This is a genomic window from Methylomonas sp. 2BW1-5-20 (genome assembly GCF_052474515.1).
The window spans coordinates 1125130-1147176 of sequence record NZ_CP184127.1 but is presented as its reverse complement, the minus strand read 5'-3'; the positions used below and the strand labels follow the sequence as shown (position 1 = coordinate 1147176).

The window sequence follows — 22047 nt, the reverse complement described above, 5'->3', positions numbered from 1 at the left end:
CTAAATCTTTAGAACCGGACTGCCCTTAACGAATTTCGATATACCAATCCCTACCAACCCGCCTATCCTTGTTACATGTTTTTTGGTTCCTAAAAACATAATTTGTTGTCTATGATGCAGTTCCGGCCCAGCTACCAGCAACTGGATTTGCGATATTTTATTCGACCACAATGACGCCACCATGATCCAGCCTAACTATTTCCATGCCGGCGAAAACTGTTTCGTCATTGAGCAATACAACGACTGCGCGCCTTTCGCCAGCTTTTTGCCCGGTATAGCCGGTATGCGCGGACGTCCGGCCTGGGTGTTTTACGTCAATCGCGGTCAGGCCATCGCCAGTTTCGGGGTACGGAATAAGGACGGCGCGTTTTTGGAGTTTTTCCCGGCGGATAAGGCGTATCAACTGACGCCGTCGCGCGGTTTTCGCACGTTTCTGAAAGTCGCCGATGGTCAACAAACCCTAAATTATGAACCGTTTCAGCGCGGCGCCGGGCCGGAGGTGACGCAACGCCTTTATGTCACGCCGCACGAGGTGGGCGTTGAGGAGATCAATCCCAAGCTCGGCTTACGCTTGCGCGCCGACGTGTTCACCTTGGCCGAGGCGCCGGTTGCCGGTTTGCTACGCAGAGTGGAAGTTGTCAATACATCAGGGAAGACCAAAAACATCGAGATCGTCGATGGCTTGCCGCAAGTCCTGCCCTTTGCGATGAATCAATGGATACTGAAATTCATGAGCCGCACCTCGGAAGCCTTTATGCGCGTGGAAGGTGTCGAAGACAACCTGCCGTTTTATCGTTTGAAAGTCTGGCCCACCGACAGCCCGCAAGTGGAAGCCGTCATCGCCGGCAATTTTTTCGCCGGCTTTTTCAAAGGTAAGCGCTCTTCGGTAATCGTCGATCCGGAACACATCTTCGGTTTGGCCGGCGACTTTTCCCGGCCGGAACGGTTTTTCACCGATCAGCCGCTTGATTTAACCGAACAAGTGGCTGCAAACCAAACACCGTCTGCCTTTCAAACCATCGCCATGGCATTACAACCGGGCGAAAGCCAAGTGTTTTACGGCATCTACGGTCATGCCGCATCGCCGGAAGTGCTGGATCGGTTTTTGGCCGAAGCCGAACTCCCCGGCTATTTCGAGACCAAGCGCGATAGAAATCGGGGTTTGATCTCGGACATTAGCCAACGAGCCTTTACCGCCACTGCCCTCCAGCTTTTCGATGCGCACGCCCGGCAATGTTATCTGGACAACGGCTTGCGCGGCGGCTTTTCCATGCCAGTCCCAGGTGGCGCGCATTTATATTTGTTTGGCCGCAAGCACGGCGATCTGGAGCGGGATTACAACGATTTTTTATTGCAAGACACGCCCTATTCCGAAGGCAACGGCGACTTTCGCGATGTATTGCAAAACCGCCGTGTGGATCTGTTCTTCGATCCGGCTTTGGATGCGAAAAACATCCGTTATTTCTTTAATCTGATTCAACCTGACAGCTATAACCCCTGTTCCTTGCGCAATTCGCGGTTTGCGTTGGCTGCGCCGGACGAATTTGCCGAGTATTTCACGCGTTTTCCCGGCCTGGAGCAGCTACTGGCAACGGAGTTTAAATACGCTGAGCTGGCGCAAGCGTTGGAAACGGCGCCGGATTCGGAGGCGATAATTAGCGCGATTTTGGCCCAGACCCAGGAAGTGGAGGATGCCGAATTCGACCGCGGCTATTGGTCCGATCACTGGACGTATTTACTGGATTTATTGCTTAACTACGCGGATATTTTCCCGGATCGGCTGCCCGGTCTATTTCTGGAGAATACCTACAGTTTTTTCGATCCCACACATTTTGTCGCGCCTCGCGCCGAAAAATATACGATCACGGCCAACGGCGTCCGCCAATACGGCGCGGTGCAATTCCTGCCGGAGAAAAAAGCGCTAATCGATTCCCGCAAGCGGCACCGCTATCAGGTGCGTGGACAGGCAGGCCAGGGCGAAATCGTTTACACCAGCCTGCTGGGCAAAATCCTGACTTTAGTGGGCAACAAACTGGCCACGCTGGATCCGTTCGGCGTCGGCATTGAAATGGAAGCCGACCGCCCCGGTTGGTGCGATGCGCTGAATGGCCTGCCCGGTATTTTGGGTTCGTCGGTGAATGAAACCATAGAGCTAAAGCGCTTGGTGGACTTTACCCGGAGCACACTCGCGAATATAAGCTGTTCCTGCAGTTTACCCGTCGAATTGGCAAACTTCTTGACCGAGCTTGATCTGTTATTACAACAAAGCGACCTCACGGCCGAACGGTTCTGGCGCGAAAGCGGCTCGCGCAAGGAAGCCTATCGGGCCGATGTATTCATGGGTTTTGCCGGCCCGGAACAGTCATTGCCGATAGGCGACATTCAAAACTTCCTGCAACGGGTTTCGGCGTATTTGGATGCCGCCATAGCCAAAGCCCGCACGCCGGCCGGCATCGTCACTTATTTTACCTATACCGCGGAACAATACCGGGAAATTGGCAACGGCAAAGCGGAGCTTATCCGGTTTCGGCAAGAGCCGCTGCCACTGTTTCTGGAAGGCTTCGTACATGCTTTACGCATCGCAGATCCACAAGAGGCCCGTGCTTTATACCGAGCAGTGCAAAATTCCGATTTGTTCGATAAAAAGTTGGGCATGTACCGCGTCAACGAACCGCTTGGAGAGCACGCGCTGGATCTGGGCAGAATCGGCGTTTTTAACTACGGCTGGCTGGAAAACGGTTCCGTGTTCTTGCATATGCACTACAAATTCGTGCTGGAAATGGTACGGGCCGGCTTGACCGACGAGTTTTATGCGCATATCGAGGACTTGCTGGTGGCGTTTCGCGATCCGAATCAATACAAACGCAATCCTGTCGAAAACTCCAGTTTCCTGGTCAGCAGCGGCTTTGCCATCGATCCACGCCAACACGGCCGGGGCTGCGTCGCCCGGCTTTCCGGCTCTACCGTGGAATTTTTACATTTGTGGACTCATTTATTCCTGGGCCCCAATCCATTTGTGTACGAAGCTGGACGGTTATTGTTCAGGCCGCGGCCGATTCTGTCCAAGACCTTCTTTAGCTTTGAGGAAAAAACAGTAAAACCATTTGGCGCGACCGAAACCTTGCCCACCGCCAGCGTAGCCTGTGCCTTGTTCGGCGATAGTTTGCTGGTTTACCTCAATCCATCGCGCCGGGATACCTACGGCGCCGATGCGGTAAAGCCTTGCGGCTTTCAATTATTCGGTCGCGACGGTAGCGTGCAGACCTTGCAAGGCCCGGAACTGGAGGGCGGTATCACCGCAGCGCTAAGGGGCGGTCAGTTCCGCCGGATAGACGTAATTTTGGCTTAGTTTGCCGGCCAAACATAAGTTGCCACCGCGCCTGCAGGCAAAGTGGCAACAGCATTTTTACCTTGATACCAAATCGCCAGATCTTGCGCTTCCGCACCGTCGTTCAACACAATCAACACGATATAACCGGCCGGTGTCAGAAACGCCACGTGTAACAAACCAGTTTGGCCATCCGAACGAATTCTTACCGAACCCGGTCTGACGAACTTCGCCGCATGGGCGATGATGTAATAAGCAACATTCCGCGTAATTTGATTACCGTCGATAGTCAATGCGCCGACACAGCGCGCTTCGCCGCCCGGCGTATGCGGACCGCAGAACGGATCGGACGCCAGATTCCACTCCAGGACCACCCTACTCCAGTGACTGACCGAGCCAATCAACACATGTCTGGTGTGCCACAGCAAATCCCCGCCGAATTGTCCGTCCGAACCCACCCATTGCTCGGTAAAGTACAGTTTCATTTCGGGGTAGGCCCGATGCATTTCGGACAGTACCGAAATATCGCCGCCATATAGGTGCCAGGCGGAACCGCTGAGATACTGACGCGCGTCGGCGTCGGCAAACACCGCCAGCGGATAGTCTTTCACATCGCAGTTGTGGTCCCAGCAAAATAATTCCACATCCGCCAAACCCGCTGCCAGCAAAGCCGGACCGAGATGATTTTTAATAAACTCGGCCTGCTCGGCGGCTTCCATCACCATGCTCGGCTCATTTTTTTGATTCAACGGCTCGTTCTGCGGCGTGATGGCGTGAATCGCGATGCCGCGCTCGCGCATGGTTTGCAGATATTTGACTAGATACGCGGCGTAAACCGCGTAATATTCCGGCTTAAGCTTACCGCCTACGAAGCCCTGATTGGTCTTCATCCAGCACGGCGCGGACCAGGCGGTGGCGATGATGCGGATGGCGGGATTGATAGCCAGTATGTCCAGCAACAGCGGAATGACTTCGACATCGCCGGCATCAAGATCGAAATTTACCAGTTCCGAATCGGCTTGACCCGCCGGCAGGTCATCGTAAGAAAAACAGCGTTCGCTTAAATCCGAAGCCCCGATGCTCAAACGCAAATAACTGATGCCGATTCCGTCGCCTTCTGCCAAAAACAATTCCCGCAATAATGCCTCTTTTTTCGCGCCCGCCAACCGGCTAATCAGCATCGCGCTACCACCGGTCAGGGAAAAACCGAAACCCTCTAAGTGCTGATAGCGGTGCCCGGCATCGACCTCAATGCTTTGTATTTCCGGGCTGGCGTCGGTAAATTGGCCGAGCGGTATTTGCGGTTCAAACAAATAGCTTTGATCGGCACTGGTCAACCAAACCGCCAAAGCCGTTTTATCCGCCGAAAGTAAATTGGTGACATCGCTTGGTTCAGACATAACGGCCCTCTTATCGGTTAGCGCAATAAACTTCCGCCTCTCGTTGGCGGATAAATGGTGCCTATTGTCTATTTTTTACCTAAAGCGGTCTGCTTAATTTTTAAGGACGAGCCAAGTAGCCCCAATGGCAAATCGGCTTTTTTGCCGGCGTTGATCATTTAGGACGTAAAATCGCCTATACTCCGGTTTCCGTTCAACGCATGGAGATTGGCTATGAAAAAACTGGTATCAATTCGCGCGCTAACTGCCAGACTGAATCGTAAGTTGGCGAAGGAATCGAAGAAATTATTGAAGTACAAGCCGAGGCTTCAGAGCGACGACCCTATTGTCGAGTACGCCGTAGTCGATTTAAAAACCAACGCCATCGTCAATTACCATATGGCCAGCGAGATTCAGGAATTTGCCCGAGGACTTGGCTGTTTAGCCAACTTGGAAGAAGTGTCTTTCGAATAACTGGAAGAACGCTTACCACGCCATATAAAGCCGGGTAACACCGGCTTTTTTGTAGCCGTCACCTCGCTTAAGGACTGGCTACAAAATACCGTTGTTTCCGCGATGCCTAAAGCCAATCCCCTACTCATAGGTATCAATTTGCCGAGGGACGTTCGGCCTGGGAAGACTTATAGCTGCCGTCAGCTATTCGATCCGAATAGCGTTGGACGATATCTTCCATTTCCACGCTCTGAAATTGTAACAAGGGTTCGTCTTGCAATAACGAGGCGACCGATCCTTTGTTTTTATAGCGATCCAGCAATTCTTTAGCCGACTCCACCAACTTGGCGTTGTGCTCGCCGCATATGCCCAACTGTTGTTCGGTTTCTTTCTGCTTGCTGCTTAATGCCGCCAATTGCGCGTTTAAATCGGCCTTGGCCTGGCTGACTTCCTTATGCTTTTCGATGACTTCCAGTAATCTGGCGTTAGTTTTTTCCAGACGGTCCCGCACTTCACCATTCGAATTTTTCTGCGCCGACAGTTCTCCGCTGATTTGCTCCTTGGCGGCAACGGCGGCCGAATGATCTTTTTTCAGCTGCTCGAACTGCTTTAGATCTTCGGCCAACTTAGTCGATTCGGCTTTGGCGGCGTCGCGCTCGGCGGTCAAGCTCTTGACCATTGATTGCAGCTTTAAAACGGCGGCGTCGTTTTTACCGGCTTCGCGAGGAGCGGCTTGTATAGTTGTTGCCCCTCCCCCCACTGACAGCAATACAGATACAACCAACGACTTGATAATTCTATTCATTACAATCTGTCCACATTAGAATCGGGTATTGATATCGACTTGCAGTACATCGACACCGAAAGGCGGACCTTTAATGACGTCACCGCTCAACCAGCGCCCGGTCAGCCAGACGTTCTTCATCAAACCATAGTTGGCCCCCAACCACCAGCCTTTAACATTGGTGCCGCCAAGATGAAAATCGGAATCGGTAAATGCATCCAATACGGCATCACGCTCCAAGTATTTATAGGCCGCAAATACATTCCAATTGCCGGCAGTTTCAATTTTTGACCAACCCAAATCAACTTTAAACTGCCATGCGGTATTTTGTTTAGTAATATCCAAACCCGTATTAGCCAATATTCGGTTGCGACTGAATCCAATATTCTTGGCGTAGTCGGCACTTAACTTTAGGTGTAATGGCGAAAAAAAAGTCATATCGTATTGAGCATTGATATTCAGGATTTTGTAGTCGGACGCTAGGCCGTATAATCCTGAATATATCCCCGGATTGAGTGCCGTACCTTCGGTACAAATACCTACCATGCTATTACCACCCTGTGTAAATTGCGGCGCGGATTGAATCAAATCGGCAATATTTGAGTCGCTGCAATACGTTGCGGCGTTTTTATTTACTTTAGCCCGGACATTCTGATAATCGTAATAAGCAGCCGCAAGCTTTAGGGAATCTTGATTATCAAATCCCCAATCCAGACCAGCTTGACCACCAAACAGCCATTTCTGCAGCGAGGTAAGACCAGTAAGAGGATTTTGCGCCTGTAAAGGGAAAATACCGGCGGTAGCAAATACTTCCGGTCCTTTCCCTCCAATATCGTCCGATAACTCCGAAAACGCCAGACGCTGGCGTACACTACCCGCCAAACCTTCAAACGACAAATCCTCATCCCATACCAATTCGCTGCCCGCGGTAAAGAATGGATTTGGCGTGCGCCCGCCCATTAATGTTAGCCAATTATATTTATGATCATCCACGGCGTTATAACGAAGGAACGCCCGATCGATTGTAAACTCGTATCTAGCGCCAGTATTACCAAGGGTCTGATTAGTTGAAATAGGATTAGGGGTGTTGCCCGAAGATAGGCGGATTCCGGCATCCACCCCATCGGTAACCGCCGCGTCGATGCCTAGCCTGAAGCGTTCGCGCGCCAGATTTTGATCTTTTTTAGTATTTAAACTGGCATTCTGGCCTAAATTAGTTCGGGTGGGCGCTCCCGATGCATTGTTAGCATTATTGATTGCCTGATAATTTAAATAATAAGGCGTAAGCAAATTGTCGATATTGTCGCTAGCCATCAGACTGGACTGCTCACGCAAACGGATATCGCCTGACAGTTTGAAGCGTTTCGTCCATTCCGGCAATGCATTCGGCAAGCCCCATTGCTCGTTCTTGGCTTTCTGCATGACGTCTCCCACCACTTCCTCGCGCAGCTCGCTGCGTACTTGTTGGCGAATCTCATCCTTCACAAAGTCCGGCACGTAAGCCACTCGCACTTCGTCGGCGGGCACTGCTTCATTGGCGCCGGCAGCTTTGGCTTCCGCAACTTGCTGACCGGCTTCCACCTCGGCCTGCTTGATCATCTCGTTTGCCGCTTTATCGGTAATCACACCCTGTTTAACCAATTGCTTGATCAAATTCGTGGTGGTGTTGCGCAGTTTCAGTAACTCTTCCTTTTCTCCGGCCTGCACGGTACCGATCAGCCCTGATAGCGCAAGCGCCATCAGCTGTTTTTTGTTCGCCATTGTTCTACCTGTGGATATTAAATACGTGATGAAATCTTTAACTTGATAGGCTGCTGCATACCGGGCGGCGGCGCTTCGGCCACTCTGTCAAACTTGTTCAGCAAGCGGCTTAAAAGCTCATCGATGTCGGCATCGTTACTGCCCTTGGTCAACTCGATCCGCTCCACCGCACCGTCGGCCTTGAGCCAAACCTTGACGATGGCGGTGTAACCCTTGCGGCGCAGTTCGTCATGACTACTCAAAACATTCAGAATGCCGTTTTTAACCAAGCCGCCATACCATGCAAACGGATTACCGTTGCCACCGCCAAACAAACCGGTACCTCCCTTGCGGGCCGCCAAACCGAAACCGTCCGACCCGGCGGTTCCTTCGGCATCCAAACCGAGATCGCGGGGCGGCGCTTCGTCTGGCGGTGTATCGGGAATCGGTTCCGGCTCGGGTTCCGGCTGCTCTATCTTTTCCTTGATTTCAGGTTCTGGCGGCTTTTCCACTTTAGGCGGCGGCGGAGGTGGTGGCGGCGGCGGTTTCAATAAAGTGACGGGCTGGATCTTTTTCTCATTTTTCGCCGGCTTTTTGTCGACAAACTCCACAATCACTTTCACAACGTAAAAAATGGCTAGCGCGGCCAGCAATCCGCCGATAATTCTAGGGATGTACACCCTTAAGTGTTTGCTCTTGGACATGGCTGTGCAATGCGCTATTTGACAAGACTTTGCGTCACCAAACCCACCTGGGTGATTTCCAGCTTGCCCAGCAAAGCCAAAATATCCACCACGCTTTGATACTGCACCGTGGCATCGCCTTTTACGACGACAGGTAACTCAGGATTAGCTGCCTTGTACTGCATCAAGGTCGATTCGAGTTGCTCCATGGTCACCGGAAAGGTATCGAGAAACAGTGTGCCGTCGGCGGTGACGGTAATCGCCTTGGTTTGCGGCTTCGCCAAACTCGGCGTATTGCTGGCCTTGGGCAGATTGACTTGCACGCCCTGCACGGCGGCGGTTGTCATCAAAATAAATACCACCAACAAGACATACGCCAAATCCAACATGGGCGTAACGTTGATTTCGTCGTAGGCGGCGTTTTCTTCTTGAACTTTCATGTTTGTACTCGATCGGTCCGGCTAGGTTTATATCGGCGCTGCTAATGCCGCGCTCGACCCGCTAAGCGTTTGGTGATTAATCAGCTATGCTGCTCGGCTAATTTGGCAACGAATTCATCGACAAATACATGCATATCGGCAGTGATCATTTTGATTTGACTACCCAGATAGTTGTATGCAAACAGAGCCGGGATCGCCACCCCTAGGCCGGCAACGGTTGCCGCCAACGCCGCGGCGATACCCGGTGCGATGGCGTTAACGTTAACTTCACCGCTGGCGGCAATAGCCGCGAACGTAATCATTACCCCGACCACCGTTCCCAACAAGCCCAAGAACGGACCGCCGGAAATAGCGATAGTCAGCAACACCATTTGTGAGTTAAGTTTTTGCAACTCCCGCACCAGCACGCCATCCATCGAGGCTTTAACCGCATTCAAGCCCTGCGCCGACAATATCTGCTCGGCCGATTCGGCACCCACGGCTTTGGCCAAGCGCTTATTCATTTCCTGCACACCGACATGGTAAATGCGATAGATGGAAGAACCGGCAAACGCCGCGTGATTGCCGGTCAAGGACAACAATAACGGTGACTCGTCGAAATCCGTCTCGTCCTCTTCGTCCTGGCGATCCAGGTTGGTGATGTTTTTAGTGCCTAACTGGCTGAACGCTGCTTCAAATTTGCGGTTTTCGCTGCGGGTGCGCCCCAAAACAATCGCTTTACTGACAATTACCAGCGTACTGATAACAAACATCACCCCCAAAATGCCGATGATCACCCAACCGTCAATCGTCACGTTATCGAGCGTAGACATCAAATAGGATTCACCGCCTTCCTCGCTGTCCGGCGTGCTGTCTTCACCGTAGTTCAGCAGAGCCGAGGATTGGCCTTGCATCATCGCCGCAAACTGCAGGTAGTTCTGATCGCGGGCGACTTTGGCAATGCCGAATTCGTCGATCGCACCGACAAAACCCCGTGAACCGTCCACCGCCGCGCCGATGCTGATATCACCCAGCAATGCCGGGACGCTGGCCGGCAAAAGACCGGCAGGCTTGCCATCGACATACAAGGTAAAACCGTCCTTATTTCCGGCAACCGCCAGATGCTGCCAAGTCGCCAAATTCAGATCGACCGGGCTGACCAATTCCTTGCGGTTTAGCTCTAAAACCGGGGTTTGTCCTCTAACAGATAAAATCAGGCCATCACGCTGAAAGATGACGCCGTCCGTTTGTGCCTGGTCAATTTTCACCCAACCCGACACAGTCCAGCCGAACTCGACGGCCATTTGTATCCCAGGGGTGGCGGCGATTTTGATCGACTGGCTACCGTCGAAGCCTCCAGCCTCGCCGGCCGCGCCGCCTTCGACTACCGTCTGCGTAGCCGTTGCCGGTTGATTGTTGTATGCAGTGGCATCCTTAACCGGGCCAGCCTCGAAATGATAGGCAACGGCTTGGGATACATCGAAAACACCAGCGGACTCCTGGCCGTCTACCGCCTTCGGATTACCGTAGTACATCCAAAACATAGGCACTTCGGCCGTGGCTATATCCTTGGGTAATTTCACCCAAATCAAGGCCATTTCGTTGATCGGATCGATTTTCTCGATATAAAACTTCAGCGGCGTTTTGTCATCGCCGGCCATGAAGCGCAAATCCTTGCCGTTTTCGCCGAGATCGGCAAAAAAACTGAAATTACCGGTGTGCAAACGCACCAGCACCAAGCCTTCCGCTACCGGCTTAACCCCGGCCTGTTGCAATTGTTGGGCATCGATGGTTATTTTCTTTCTATAGCCCCAATCGTCGTTCCACCAGGCTTGCGCATGGGAGGAAAACAGCAAAAAAAATAATACTGACAAAACAAAGCGATTCATGCTTACCTCAAACCAATTGTATGAGGGATATTATGGCGAGCCTTCTTTACAGCTTTGTTACGCGACTCAACTTTAGGAGCTAAAAATACTATTTTTGCTAAAAGATCTTTCTAAAATTCGAAAGAATATTTCAGCATGAAGCGCACGAAATGATCGGGCCGACAGAAAATCGGCCACTATCTATTTCACGGTTTTTTCTTGAACAGTCGCCAATTAATACCGGTGGTTATAAAGAGCTAATTACGATTCCAATTTAGTTAATCGCCAAATCCTAGAACTTCAACATTGAGTATACCCAAAGCCGACGAGGCTTTAACTCTGCTTTCAGAAACATCCTTGCCAACGTCGCTGGCACTCTCGATTGCCTTGGTTACGCTTGCTGTAATGCTGCTTGCCCCGACCAATCCGACCGATACGCTGGCTGGCGCCGACGATGGCGCTCCTACCGATACGCCGGTTGTCGAGATATTCGCGACGTTTTTAAAGGATGAAGCGTCGAGAAAGAGATTACCCCCGGCAATACCGGCTTCGCCGGCATCAATGACGCCGCGCGGCGCGAACAATACGATGGGCCCAGGCTTAACCTTACTGCCGCTCGGACTTGCTGAACGAATACCGCTGGTACTGACATCGGGTGGGAATGTGATCAGCGGATTACTGTTTGGATCGTAGCTGACGCTCGCAGTAATCGCGCTGGCGCCGGCCGTGCCGCGTCCTGCATCAATGCTGCCTTCGGTTGAGCCGACCACAACCGAGCCACCGCCTGAGGTCATGACGCGTGTCAGATTGACCGCAAAATCGTCGCGCAAGATTGCAGTCAGATCGCCTTGCTGTTGCACCATGATACCGAGCTCGGCTGCGCTTTTGCTGAAACCAAGCGAGGACGCCGCCAAACCGGCGTCTATGCCGCCGTTGGGTGTATAGATATTTAAGTCACCGCCGTCCATGGTTTGAATCGTGCTGAAAAACAAAGCCAGTTTACCGTCCGACGGCCTTACCGCGTCTTTAATATCCGGCCGGGCTGAAAAAATATCCATCAGCACGGACTTGCCATATCCCGAATCCGCCGAACCTTCGATTTTCGAGATGGCCTGATCTATTTGGACGCTATTACCCACATCCAAGGTCACCGTGTTTCCATACAGCCCTTTAATTGCCTCAAGCAGCCTAATATCCATGCCTCGAATGATTTCACCGTAGCTAGTCGATGAATCCACCGTCCATCCCCTGCTGGCGTCATAGGTATAGTTTGGGTTGCCGCTCAGTAAGGTCGTCCCTGGAAACAGATTTTCCACGGTCGCCAGCATTGCAAACTCCAGTCTGTCCTTATCGGTTGTTAACACCGCCGCGGCTCTCTCCTGAGCTAAGGCCTGCAATTCATTTACGTAAGCTTTCTCAACAAATGGAAACAATAACATTTCATAGGATGCCTTTTTACTATCGACGAGTTGCTCAAATCGGCTCAAAGCCTGTTCGTAGGTCAAGCTGCTATCGCCACTATCATCGATCATCAATTGCAGCAAACGCGATTTATAACTGCTGAACAACGCCGAATTGGCTGCAAGACTAAAGAAGTTATTGGCAAAGCCGGTAACATTCAGTTGTTTACCCGCCAAACCGGCAATAACGTTCAATGACGCCCCACCCAGCGGCAAATGGGTATTAACCCCAAGGTTACCGACCGAGCGAATGCCGTTGGAAGCCCCCAAATCGATATTACGGGCACTGACCACGGTTAATTGACCGGGACCGCTGACCTGAATATTTTCACCACTTGAGCCAATCGGAGCCCCCAACGCATCGCGTTGAATATCAAAAGTGATGTCCCGCCCGGACGAGATCAAGGAATTAGAAAGCTCATCATCATGCTGTATGTAAAAACTGACGTTGCGGATATCGTTTCCAGCCTGAACGCGTGCCTGTTTGGCAAGATAAAACGCTTCAGTTTGAGTACTATTATTGGCTCGAATATCGCCGCTACCGGTGCTAATCAACACGGGTGTACCGTCGCCTTTATGTAACGGATTGACCGCATAGGCGGTCTTGGAGTTTGGATCGAGCCGTTGCAGCGCATCGCCATAAGGATAGGCTGTAGTGCCATTACCCGCTGCCGGCCGTGCCACGGACGGCAAATAAGCGGGATCTGCGTCTGACAAAATCACGCTCACCGCATTTTGATTGTCCGCGGTGTTCAACAGAATACTTTTGTCTGCGTATAGTTGTAAATTACCGTTTGGGCTGGGAAATAAGGTCAAACTGTTACGAATATTCAAATCGCCGCCCAAAGCGTTGACTGTCAACGACGCCGGATATACCGTCAAGGCTGCCAGATAGTTGCTGAGGGTCGCTTGATCCTGAGGCACCCTGGTCATATTCGCGGCAATTCCAGTTGCGTCATTGGACAAGGTAATGTCGCCGGCCAATGAGTTTAAACCGACGGCGCTGGCGGCACTGTATTCAAAAAATACGGTATTGCCGAGGCCGGTACGGTTTTGTGAGCCATTTGCCGATTTCAATTGCGGTACTATCATCGGATTCAAAACCGTCTCTATCGCCAAATCGTTTACGGCCGTAACCGTTATTTGCGAGTCACCCACGGCCAAAATCGGATTGAGGGTGTTGCTGCCGGCCGATACCGAACCGCCGGCATAAATGTAGGCCCGGCCGTTCGTTACGCCCTTGCTAGTACCGTCCACATAAAATACCCCACCCTTAATATCGCCACCGGCCGATAGGTTCAAGTCGCCGCCGCCTTGCACCAAAATCCGGTTGTCGGTGTATTTGTTATTGACTAAAGACGGAGAAACATTACTGGTATGTACCGCGGGTGTGTTCTCGCCGATTTGCTTACCGGTGGTAGGTATCGCCACGGATAGATCGGAAATGTTGCCTCCGGCTTTTACCGAGACATTACCGCCACCCAGAGCGCCCAAGCTCTCTCTATAAAACGTATTGGCGGCCGTAAACGGACTTTGGCTGGCGGAAGACAAGTTGCTAAGTTGCAGCCCCCAGGCTGTTGGCATCGTGTTAGCGCCGGTCCAGTTACCGATACGCACCAGCCACTCGCTGATTAATTGAGTCGAAGCCACACCGCTGATGTCGCGACCCGCTTCAACGTTGACGTCGCCGCCACCGCTTGTGTATTGCGCCGGGAAATAAAGCGCGGCAAAGGCCTTGCTGAAGCCGTATGGATCGACAGCGTCCGTCTTGCCGGCCGTATAAATAACCGAGGTATCGCTCAGGTATTTCAGATCCCGGGCCACTTTAACCGTAATATCGCCGGTACCGGTACGAATAGCGGTATTTGCCGCCAGAGTTAAATCCCCTTTCTCGGCCTGCGCTTGAGTACCGGGATCGATAGCCAAGCGATTGGCGGCGCTTAAATCTGCGCCGGCAATCAGATTGTAAGTCCAAGAATCGCCGCTTTGAATCATATCCACGGTGCGTTTTGCCCCAGAATAAATCGCGCTGCCGTCCAAATTGTTCGAGCTGATTTTGAATCCATCGGTAATGGACTGGTTAACGGTCAGATTGCCGGCAGCCCGTAAATTCAAGACGCCTGGCGTGTTTTGGTTAGCCCCATAGCGCCAACCGGCTAAATCCCAAAGACCGTTAACAACCAAATCGCCGGCACTATAGACCTCGATGCCCGGCGTAACGGTATAAGCACCATTGATTCGTCCCGCCAGATCGGCATTATTGGACAATGCGGTCATATAGCTGTTGGTGTCCGTCTTGATATTGCTGATATTGCTGGCGGAGACATTGGTCAAACTATAGTATTCAACGGCTTCGATAACCGGCGTCGCGCCGACTATCGTTCCTGCACTAGTCACGTTGACGTCGTTCTTGTTGTTAAGCAACATACGGTCGGCGCGCAACCTCACATCGCCATTTTTGCCGCCCTGCGCGGAGACGTCGATCATCGCTCCTGATGCTATCCGAATCCCCGGCGTAGATTCGACACCGAATACTTTCGGCACGGAGGAGCCGGCATTGCCGGTATCCTCCGCGGTTTGATGTGCCGTATCCAACAACACCGACCCACCATCGCCAGCGGCCTCGGTGGCATTGGCCAATAATTTGGAGCCGGTGTTTAGATAGACTGCCGTGGGCGCGGACAAAACAATCGAACCGCCGCTAGCACCGCTTGCATCCAAAACGCCGTTGACAGTGATCGAACCTGAATCCGCCGAAATGTTGATGTTTTTAGCGGTTACTATTTGATCGTTATCGATAAGAATATCGCCTTGACGCAGCCGCAGCCCAATTTGTCCGCTCAGACCGGCGCTACTCATCAGGCTGTTCAACTCGCTAAAACCATTGGGATTCAGCGAGTTATCCAACGCCAGGACATCCATGTTCAATCGACCGCCATGCGCGACATCGGTACCGGCAGCACTGACCGTACCCACAAGGGTTGCCAAGCCACTAGCCGCATTGATATTCAGACTGCCCGCGGCAATCCCGGACAAATTTGAACCAAGCAACAAGCGACTGCCGGCTTCTGTTTTAATGTTTTGCTGCTGCGACGACAGCGTGATATCGCCGCCAGCCAGTTTAACCGGCGCATTCAATCCCGCCGCCAAACTGACGGCCGAGACATCGACCACGGCATGCTCGCCAAGATTCAACGAATATACCCCTTCGGTAAGGCTACCACCTTGCAGAGCGGTCAAATTGACCGAACCGGCACGATAACTCAGGGCGGTATCAACCAAAAGCGTATCTGCGGCGACGTTCAGTTTGGCTCCAACACCGGCCGAAGCCATTTCGCCACCGAGGGTTTTGCCTAGCACCAGATTGTAACCGGCAGCGTTTATAGTAGTTGATGCTCCGGAAATGCCGGTTATCGAGCCGCTATATATCTCGCTATCGGCCTCGAGATTCAAGCGACCATTGCCGCGGCCGGTGATGGAGTCGCGGACATTGATTTGCACTGCCGGCGCCGAACCGTTGGCGGCAAAACCGGACAATGAATAATTACCGCCGGCAAGAATCAGGTTGTCTGCTGTGATCAACAAATTACCGCCGCCAAGGACGCTCGTACCTGTCGCGGCACTATTTTTTAAGGTCAAAGTGCCGGCGTTGATCAGCGCGGTTTTGCCTTCATTGTTGTAGCCGGCTAGACCCGCGCTATCCAGTAGCAAATTACCGAATTTTTCCAATACGGTATTACCCTTCGCGTCTAACACGACAGGTCTGAGGTCGCCATAGATATTGATCATGCCGCGACTGTTCAAGGTCAGTTGCGATAGATTATTCAAGCTGCCGAGTTGGCTGTTAGACAGTGACACGCCGTAAAGAGCGCCGGCATTTTCGGTTTCGCCGAGATTTACCGCGTTCGCGCCGATGCTGAGCGAACCACCGGCGTTGCCATAGGCAAAACTGCCCGCCAGCGTGGTGTTACCGGTAGCATCCATCAATATTGAACAGTTACCCGTGCAATCATTGATTCCGGTACCGACCGATAATAGCGCCCCGGAGTCAATCGACAAGTTACCGGTACCGGAGCTCGGAGCATTGCTTCGCCGCAATACATCCTGACCTCCCAGCGCCACACGCAACATGGCATTATCGCCATCCACGCTGAGCGTGGTTGCCACGATACCCGAGCCTAAACCCCGAGCCGAGACTACGGCGTGGTCTGTCACTCGCACCTCCTCGGTAGCACCAAGTAGCACTTCGGAAGCCTGTAATTTGACCGAACTGACGCCATCGCCAACAGTTACCCGGCGGGCGTTGACAGTCAATTGGGTAACACCGGTTGTGACGTCCTTACTACGCGCGCCCCCCAAAAATAAACTGGCTATCCGATTGTTTTCAATATCGGAGGCCAATAACTCCACAACACCGTTGGCTCCGGTCTTGGCGTTGACAACGCTAATTTCGTTGGCGCTGATATCGACTTGCGCGCCGACGACCCCGGACGTACGCAAAGTCGGCAAATCCAAATAACTACCCACGTTGAAAGCCAATTGTCCGGCATCCTGGGCCAGCACCGGCGTTGCCACTTTATTTAACGCGGCTTGGGCCACTAAAAAATCGTTACCATGGCTAATGCTGTATTGCGACCGTGTATTGGCTGCGCTACCCGCTTCGACGACAAACGCAGTGCGGCTTTGCGATTGCAAATCGGTGCCGGCGGTGCCGTAGTAGCCACTGACCACCTGCGCACCATCGATACGGCTGCTGGAATAATCGCTGGGAACAACGCCTTTAAATGCCTGCGGGGTAATCAAGTACGCACCACTCAACAAGGCGTAATGCGCCGGCAGCAGCGTATAGTCGCCCGCGGCCAAGGCACTGCCATCCGCCAATAGAACGCTGCTATCCAGATGGATACGCTGACCAAGACTCAGCCCCGAAACGGATGACAGGAAAGGGTCGTAGGGTGCAAAGCCGGTCAATCCCGGCAATATCGCGTAAGAAGTTAGTCCGCCAATGCCATTGCCGCTTGCCAGTACATCCTTGGTGCCGCCGTTGCCCGGTACGAATTCATAAGCCATGATATCGCCGCCACCGGAAAGATCGATGACCGCACCATCCCCTTTATGAACGGTTTGCGCTTGAACGGAGACGCTCTTTTGAGCGCCCTGAATAATCAGGTTTCCGGCTTCAAACGGATATAACCAAGTACCGGCAGATGTCGTGCCGAATGGAATGATCGCGCCGCCGGCCGATACGGACGTCAAACTGTTGGCGCCGAACGTGATATCTCTATCGGCAAATAGATTGATAGTACCCAAGGGGGCCAGCAACCGACCATTTTGCTGGATGTTTGGCGCATTGACGGAGAGACTCCCCCCCGCCGAGAGCAGTGGACCGCTGGCGCCGGCAGCATGACTATTGAAAGTGATGGCACCGTTGCTGTCACCCAAAACTTGCAGCGTAAACCGGCTGAGTGTGTCCGGATAAATTCGATCAGCGGTCAGCGCTAACTGCGAATAAGTAGTAAATCCGCCGCTATAGACCCTTTCCGAATTCGTGTCGGCCACGACATGGCGACCCAGTAATTGGATATCCTGAGCAGCCTCAAGGCTGACAGAACTAAATCCACTGGCGACCGACCGGCCTTGCAGTTCAATCAGATTTGCCTGGACCGCCAACCGCCCATTACCCGACGCCGGATTCTCCGGAACTGGCGGCACCACTTTCAAACTAGTCGAATCGAAACCGATAATAGCGGAATTGGCCTGGAGTTTGACATCGGTTCCGACACCGTTATTTCGTTCCCAGCCAAATTTGGGGGCATCGAGTTGCAGGCTATTGTTCACTTTCAGATCGACATTGTCCTGAAAGCGAATTTCATTATCGGCGTGCAGTTTTACGGATGAAAAACTGCCAGCCTGAATTTTGCTCGCCGAAATATAGGCCACGCCATCCATTTCACTGGCAAGGCTATCGCCAGGATTAGCAAAATTGCCGGTGAATATCGAGACATCATTCTCGGATACTTTGACTATACGGTCGGTGATCGGGAAGTTAGTGTTGGCAATTTGAGAAATATCGCTGATACGCTGGTTGCCATCCAGCGAAAATATCAAGCTACCACCCGCGGTGTGTCCAGCATTGCCGGCTGTGGACCGTAACACGCCCTCGAAAAACAACCCTTCAGCCGCTTGCAACGTGATCGCGCCGCCATTGGAACCAACGGTTTGCGCGCGATAATTCAGGCCGTTTGCTGTTTGTTGAGGCAGATCCAACATGGCCTGAGTACCGGATGCGTCGATCACAGAACCGCTCTGCGCGGCGATAAAACCGCGCTGAGCAATCAGTGAGACACTGCCGCCATCGTAAACGCTGCCCACACGATGGCCAAGGCTGTCTTGTTGAACCACGCTGGTGCCCGAAACATCGATAGCCGCCTGGTGTCCCAGCCAAATACCCTGATTCGATACATAAGAAAGATCATTGTCGGCGGACACCGGTTTGACGATTTGCATGGCCACGCTGCCACCATGAGCCGTGATCCCACCGTTAAAATCAATCGCCGTGTCGGAATTCAAGTTCACCGTGCTTAAATTATCCGCCAGAATGTTGCTGCCGGTGCCAACCCGCAATCCCGCCGGATTATTATCGATGAAACCCACCGTGTGAAAGGCGTTCAATGTCAACGAACTAGGTTGCCGCTGTTCTACCGGTAATCTGGCAATAGTGGAAATCGCCGCGATATTGTCCGCGCTTGCCACAGCCAGATACCCGGTGTTCAATTGGCGATTAAGCTGACTCAAACTGATTGAAGTCTGCGCCGCCAGTTCCAGCCCGCCAATATTCGAGGTTAACGTGTAATTGGCAAACCCGCCGCGTCCAAAAAAGCCGCTATCGAGTTGCAACGGCTGTAAACCGGTCAGTGACGAACCGGCTGAGCCACCGATGCGAATCGCATTACTCTCCAGGGAAAGCGAACCACCCTTGCTCAATCCGTAGCCAATGAGCGCGCCGTTGATATTCAGATTCGAACCGTAATAAGGCTTGGTATTGTCGTTGGCCGCCGCCGCCAGACTGATCGACCCGGCATCACCCGCCTTAATCGCGCGATTGGCCTGTAACCAGGCTCCGCCACTGACGTCGATACTGCTATTCGTATTCAGATTGACGTCGCCCTGCGCGTTAACCTTGAATGTCCCGCCGGCAATGCTCAGCACGGAGTTGTTCGCCAGATAGCCCTGGTTAACGCTGTCGTTAATCCATAAACCGCTGAGATCGATTTTGCCGGCGCATGTAGCATCCGCGCAACCAATGTTCACATGACCGTCGCCACCAATATTGGTTTGTAAGCTAACCGTAGCGCCGGCGCCTCGTATATTGCCCAGCACATCAATCGAGGTGCCTTGCAATGTCAGGCTGCCGGATGACGCTACTTGTAGCGTGTTATTGGCCGCTATACTGATGTTCTGACTGGTTTTGAGGGTCGCGCTCTGGATGCCGGAACGGATAAACATGTTCGGATCGAATAACAGAGTATTGACGGCGATTTGCGTCGAGTTGTCGAACAAGATGTTCTGCTCAAGCAGCCCGGTAATCGAAAGTGCGCCGCCGTTCGCCCGCTGATTGACTGCCCGCTGATAGGTGCCGCTTACGGCATGAGCTTGTAGGGTGGCATCCATCACGGCGCTTCTGGCGAAAACACTCAAACTGCCGGCATTGGCGCCCTGATCGTAAGCCTGCTCGAATCTGCCGGTATTAATGGCGTCGTTAAGATTCCAGGTCGAGGTGACTGCCCATTTTGGATCGTTTATGCTGACTTGTCCGTATATGCTATCAAAAGTCATCAACGGATTCGCGCTGCCAATATCATAGCTGCGACCGCTCGACATCAGCTTGGAGGTGTTGATATAACCTGAGTTGTAGTGAACCGTGCCTCCGGAAAAATTCAACTGACTCTGACTTTGCGCCCTGACACTGCCTTCGGAATTAAGATTGATACTACCGCCGTTACTCATCCGCTCCGCCAACGTTTGCGGGATGGAGGCCTTTAGAACATTCAGATTTACCAACGGCGAACCGGTACGCAGATCGATTTGAACTGTCTTGCCGAACAATATTCCGTTTTTTTGCAAAGGTGCATCCGCCAATTCGTTGGACTGCAGCTTCACCGAAACGACGTTACTTTCCATCGTTTTATAGGCATCCAGCCCCGACACATTGATGCTGGCGCCAGAACCGATCGATACCGAATTGGTGTCGGTATCAAGATTTGGAACCGCGCCGCCCGAAGTGAAATAATCAACCCAGATCCCTGGATTCGAAGTGGCGGTAACATCCACCTTGCCGGCCGGCAAATCAATTTTCGCACCGCTCCCCGTTGCTCCCGCGCCTTCCAGTCGCACGTCGTGCCCCATGATTTCCAGACGCGACTGAACTTTTCCCTGACTGATTGGCGCAGTCGTTTCAACGCCGTCTACATACAGAACCTCCGGAAGAATCTCCGTGGTGCTGGCGGCGCCCAGCGTGACAGTGGCGGAAGTGCCAAGGCCATCGCCATTATCCGCATCGCGTTTGGTGCTGGTAGTACTGGTATTAAGCGTTCCGGTCGGTATCGTCGGCGTGGGCAAAATCGCACTACCGCCCTCCCGCGCCAACAGCCGAATAGTGCCGTTCTCGTTAATAGAAGTACTCGCCGAGATCCGGCCTTGCTGATTGACGGCGTAGCCCATCAGGGTGACATTGCCGTGATTGGCGGTAATCGACCCCAGGTTTTCCACCTTACCGCCGGTTTTGACTTCGACCAACAAGCCCCTGACATCGCTGTTATAGCCAGCTGAAGGTGCTTCCTGCAAATACACCTTATCGGTAGCGGCTGCCAAAATCACTTGTCCGCTGCTGGTAGCGTCAGGACTTTTTACCTTGATATCGCCTTCGTTACTGATCACCGGAGCGAACATCATGATCGCCCTGCCGTTCTCCGAAGTAATTTTCGCGCCCGGCATGATCTTAATTTCAACCGGTACTTTCTTGCCGTTAATGTCAGCCGTATAACTGCCGTCGGCGTTCTTCTTCACCAACTGTCCGTTCGCCAGATAGAACTGACCATTCGAGGCGAAGGCCTCCTTACCGGTCAAATTGACCTGTTTACCCAGGGCACCTCCATTATTGCTGGTAATGGAATTAATGACGTCATCACTCGGCTTCAATGTCGAGGCAACCAAACCGTGAGTATCGACTACCGAATTCGCACCGAACACGAAACCGTTGGGATTGATCAGATAGACCTGGCCATTAGCGTTAATCTGACCGAGAATCTGGCTGGGCGCAATATTGCTGGGCGCAATCTGATTGACCGCAATTGCGGTTTCCGATGGCTGAATAAAGTTCACCGTATTGTTGGCGCCAACATCGAAGCTTTGCCAGTTGTAAACCACCCCGGCATGCGCCTTTTGATCAATGTTCATGGTATTGCCGACCGTTTGCATGGTGGCATCGGCCGCGCTGCTCCAGGCCTCGGCAGCTACCGGCAACGGGTGCGCAGGTTCGGCTTGCACCGGCTGAATATTCCCCAAAATCACGCCGCCCGCCATAACGGCCCGCACCCAATATGCCAGAGGATTTAATCGAAATATCTGCTCCAAATTCTGGCTATTATTTTTTTTACGGGTTTGCATGACCATACCAATACCTTTTGCGTTTCTATACGGCCGGCTTATGGCACGGCCACAATTCGACAATAAAATCTATTTAATCAACCCATTTCCCAGGATAACGCTGTTAAGTCATGTAATTTAGTATTCACTATTAACCTAACGACATTTAACACGGAGGAAAAATGGTATATTTAACTCACAGGGACACACTAAATATAATCAATATGTCACTGACAAACCATAACCCTTTAGTACCACTAATTTATTACAAAAATATTACAAACAAAG

The 22047-nt window shown here is 52.4% G+C and carries 9 protein-coding genes; 2 read left to right on the top strand and 7 right to left on the bottom strand.

All coding sequences use genetic code 11. The features are described from left to right. The first annotated feature begins 181 nt into the window (after positions 1–181). A complete protein-coding gene (locus ACH50O_RS05190; RefSeq protein WP_446810972.1) occupies positions 182–3349 on the top strand; it encodes a hypothetical protein in 3168 nt (1055 codons plus the stop codon). Here the strand turns inward: ACH50O_RS05190 and ACH50O_RS05185 are convergent. After that, positions 3346–4728 (bottom strand): glycoside hydrolase family 30 protein, encoded by a 1383-nt coding sequence (locus ACH50O_RS05185; RefSeq protein WP_446810971.1) that lies wholly within the window; start codon positions 4726–4728, stop codon positions 3346–3348. The two genes, ACH50O_RS05190 and ACH50O_RS05185, sit on opposite strands and share 4 nt — an antisense overlap. A gap of 213 nt (positions 4729–4941) precedes the next feature. Between ACH50O_RS05185 and ACH50O_RS05180 the strand changes: the two genes are divergently transcribed. Next, positions 4942–5181, top strand: a complete 240-nt coding sequence (locus ACH50O_RS05180; RefSeq protein WP_446810970.1) for a hypothetical protein — start codon at positions 4942–4944, stop codon at positions 5179–5181. 133 nt (positions 5182–5314) lie between these two features. Here the strand turns inward: ACH50O_RS05180 and ACH50O_RS05175 are convergent, their stop codons facing one another. From ACH50O_RS05175 to ACH50O_RS05150, 6 genes are all read right to left on the bottom strand, one after another. Continuing rightward, positions 5315–5965, bottom strand: coding sequence for a hypothetical protein (locus ACH50O_RS05175; RefSeq protein ID WP_446810969.1), 651 nt, complete (start codon positions 5963–5965; stop codon positions 5315–5317). Positions 5966–5980: 15 nt separating this feature from the next. Continuing rightward, positions 5981–7705 (bottom strand): putative porin, encoded by a 1725-nt coding sequence (locus tag ACH50O_RS05170; RefSeq protein ID WP_446810968.1) that lies wholly within the window; start codon positions 7703–7705, stop codon positions 5981–5983. Between the two features lie 17 nt (positions 7706–7722). Beyond that, positions 7723–8388: a TonB C-terminal domain-containing protein gene (locus ACH50O_RS05165; protein ID WP_446810967.1), complete on the bottom strand. Its 666-nt coding sequence runs from the start codon at positions 8386–8388 to the stop codon at positions 7723–7725. A 14-nt stretch (positions 8389–8402) separates the two neighbouring features. Further along, positions 8403–8807, bottom strand: a complete 405-nt coding sequence (locus ACH50O_RS05160; protein ID WP_446810966.1) for an ExbD/TolR family protein — start codon at positions 8805–8807, stop codon at positions 8403–8405. Positions 8808–8887: 80 nt separating this feature from the next. Then, positions 8888–10675, bottom strand: a complete 1788-nt coding sequence (locus ACH50O_RS05155; protein WP_446810965.1) for a DUF2341 domain-containing protein — start codon at positions 10673–10675, stop codon at positions 8888–8890. 257 nt (positions 10676–10932) lie between these two features. Next, a complete protein-coding gene (locus ACH50O_RS05150) occupies positions 10933–21780 on the bottom strand; it encodes a filamentous haemagglutinin family protein (RefSeq protein WP_446810964.1) in 10848 nt (3615 codons plus the stop codon). Positions 21781–22047 lie beyond the last annotated feature (267 nt).

What these genes read in the sequence shown, in the direction of transcription:
- ACH50O_RS05190 (WP_446810972.1), top strand. Translation starts at nt 182, where the DNA reads ATGATCCAGCCTAACTATTTCCATGCCGGCGAAAACTGTTTCGTCATT.
- ACH50O_RS05185 (WP_446810971.1), bottom strand. Translation starts at nt 4,728, where the DNA reads ATGTCTGAACCAAGCGATGTCACCAATTTACTTTCGGCGGATAAAACG.
- ACH50O_RS05180 (WP_446810970.1), top strand. Translation starts at nt 4,942, where the DNA reads ATGAAAAAACTGGTATCAATTCGCGCGCTAACTGCCAGACTGAATCGT.
- ACH50O_RS05175 (WP_446810969.1), bottom strand. Translation starts at nt 5,965, where the DNA reads ATGAATAGAATTATCAAGTCGTTGGTTGTATCTGTATTGCTGTCAGTG.
- ACH50O_RS05170 (WP_446810968.1), bottom strand. Translation starts at nt 7,705, where the DNA reads ATGGCGAACAAAAAACAGCTGATGGCGCTTGCGCTATCAGGGCTGATC.
- ACH50O_RS05165 (WP_446810967.1), bottom strand. Translation starts at nt 8,388, where the DNA reads ATGTCCAAGAGCAAACACTTAAGGGTGTACATCCCTAGAATTATCGGC.
- ACH50O_RS05160 (WP_446810966.1), bottom strand. Translation starts at nt 8,807, where the DNA reads ATGAAAGTTCAAGAAGAAAACGCCGCCTACGACGAAATCAACGTTACG.
- ACH50O_RS05155 (WP_446810965.1), bottom strand. Translation starts at nt 10,675, where the DNA reads ATGAATCGCTTTGTTTTGTCAGTATTATTTTTTTTGCTGTTTTCCTCC.
- ACH50O_RS05150 (WP_446810964.1), bottom strand. Translation starts at nt 21,780, where the DNA reads ATGCAAACCCGTAAAAAAAATAATAGCCAGAATTTGGAGCAGATATTT.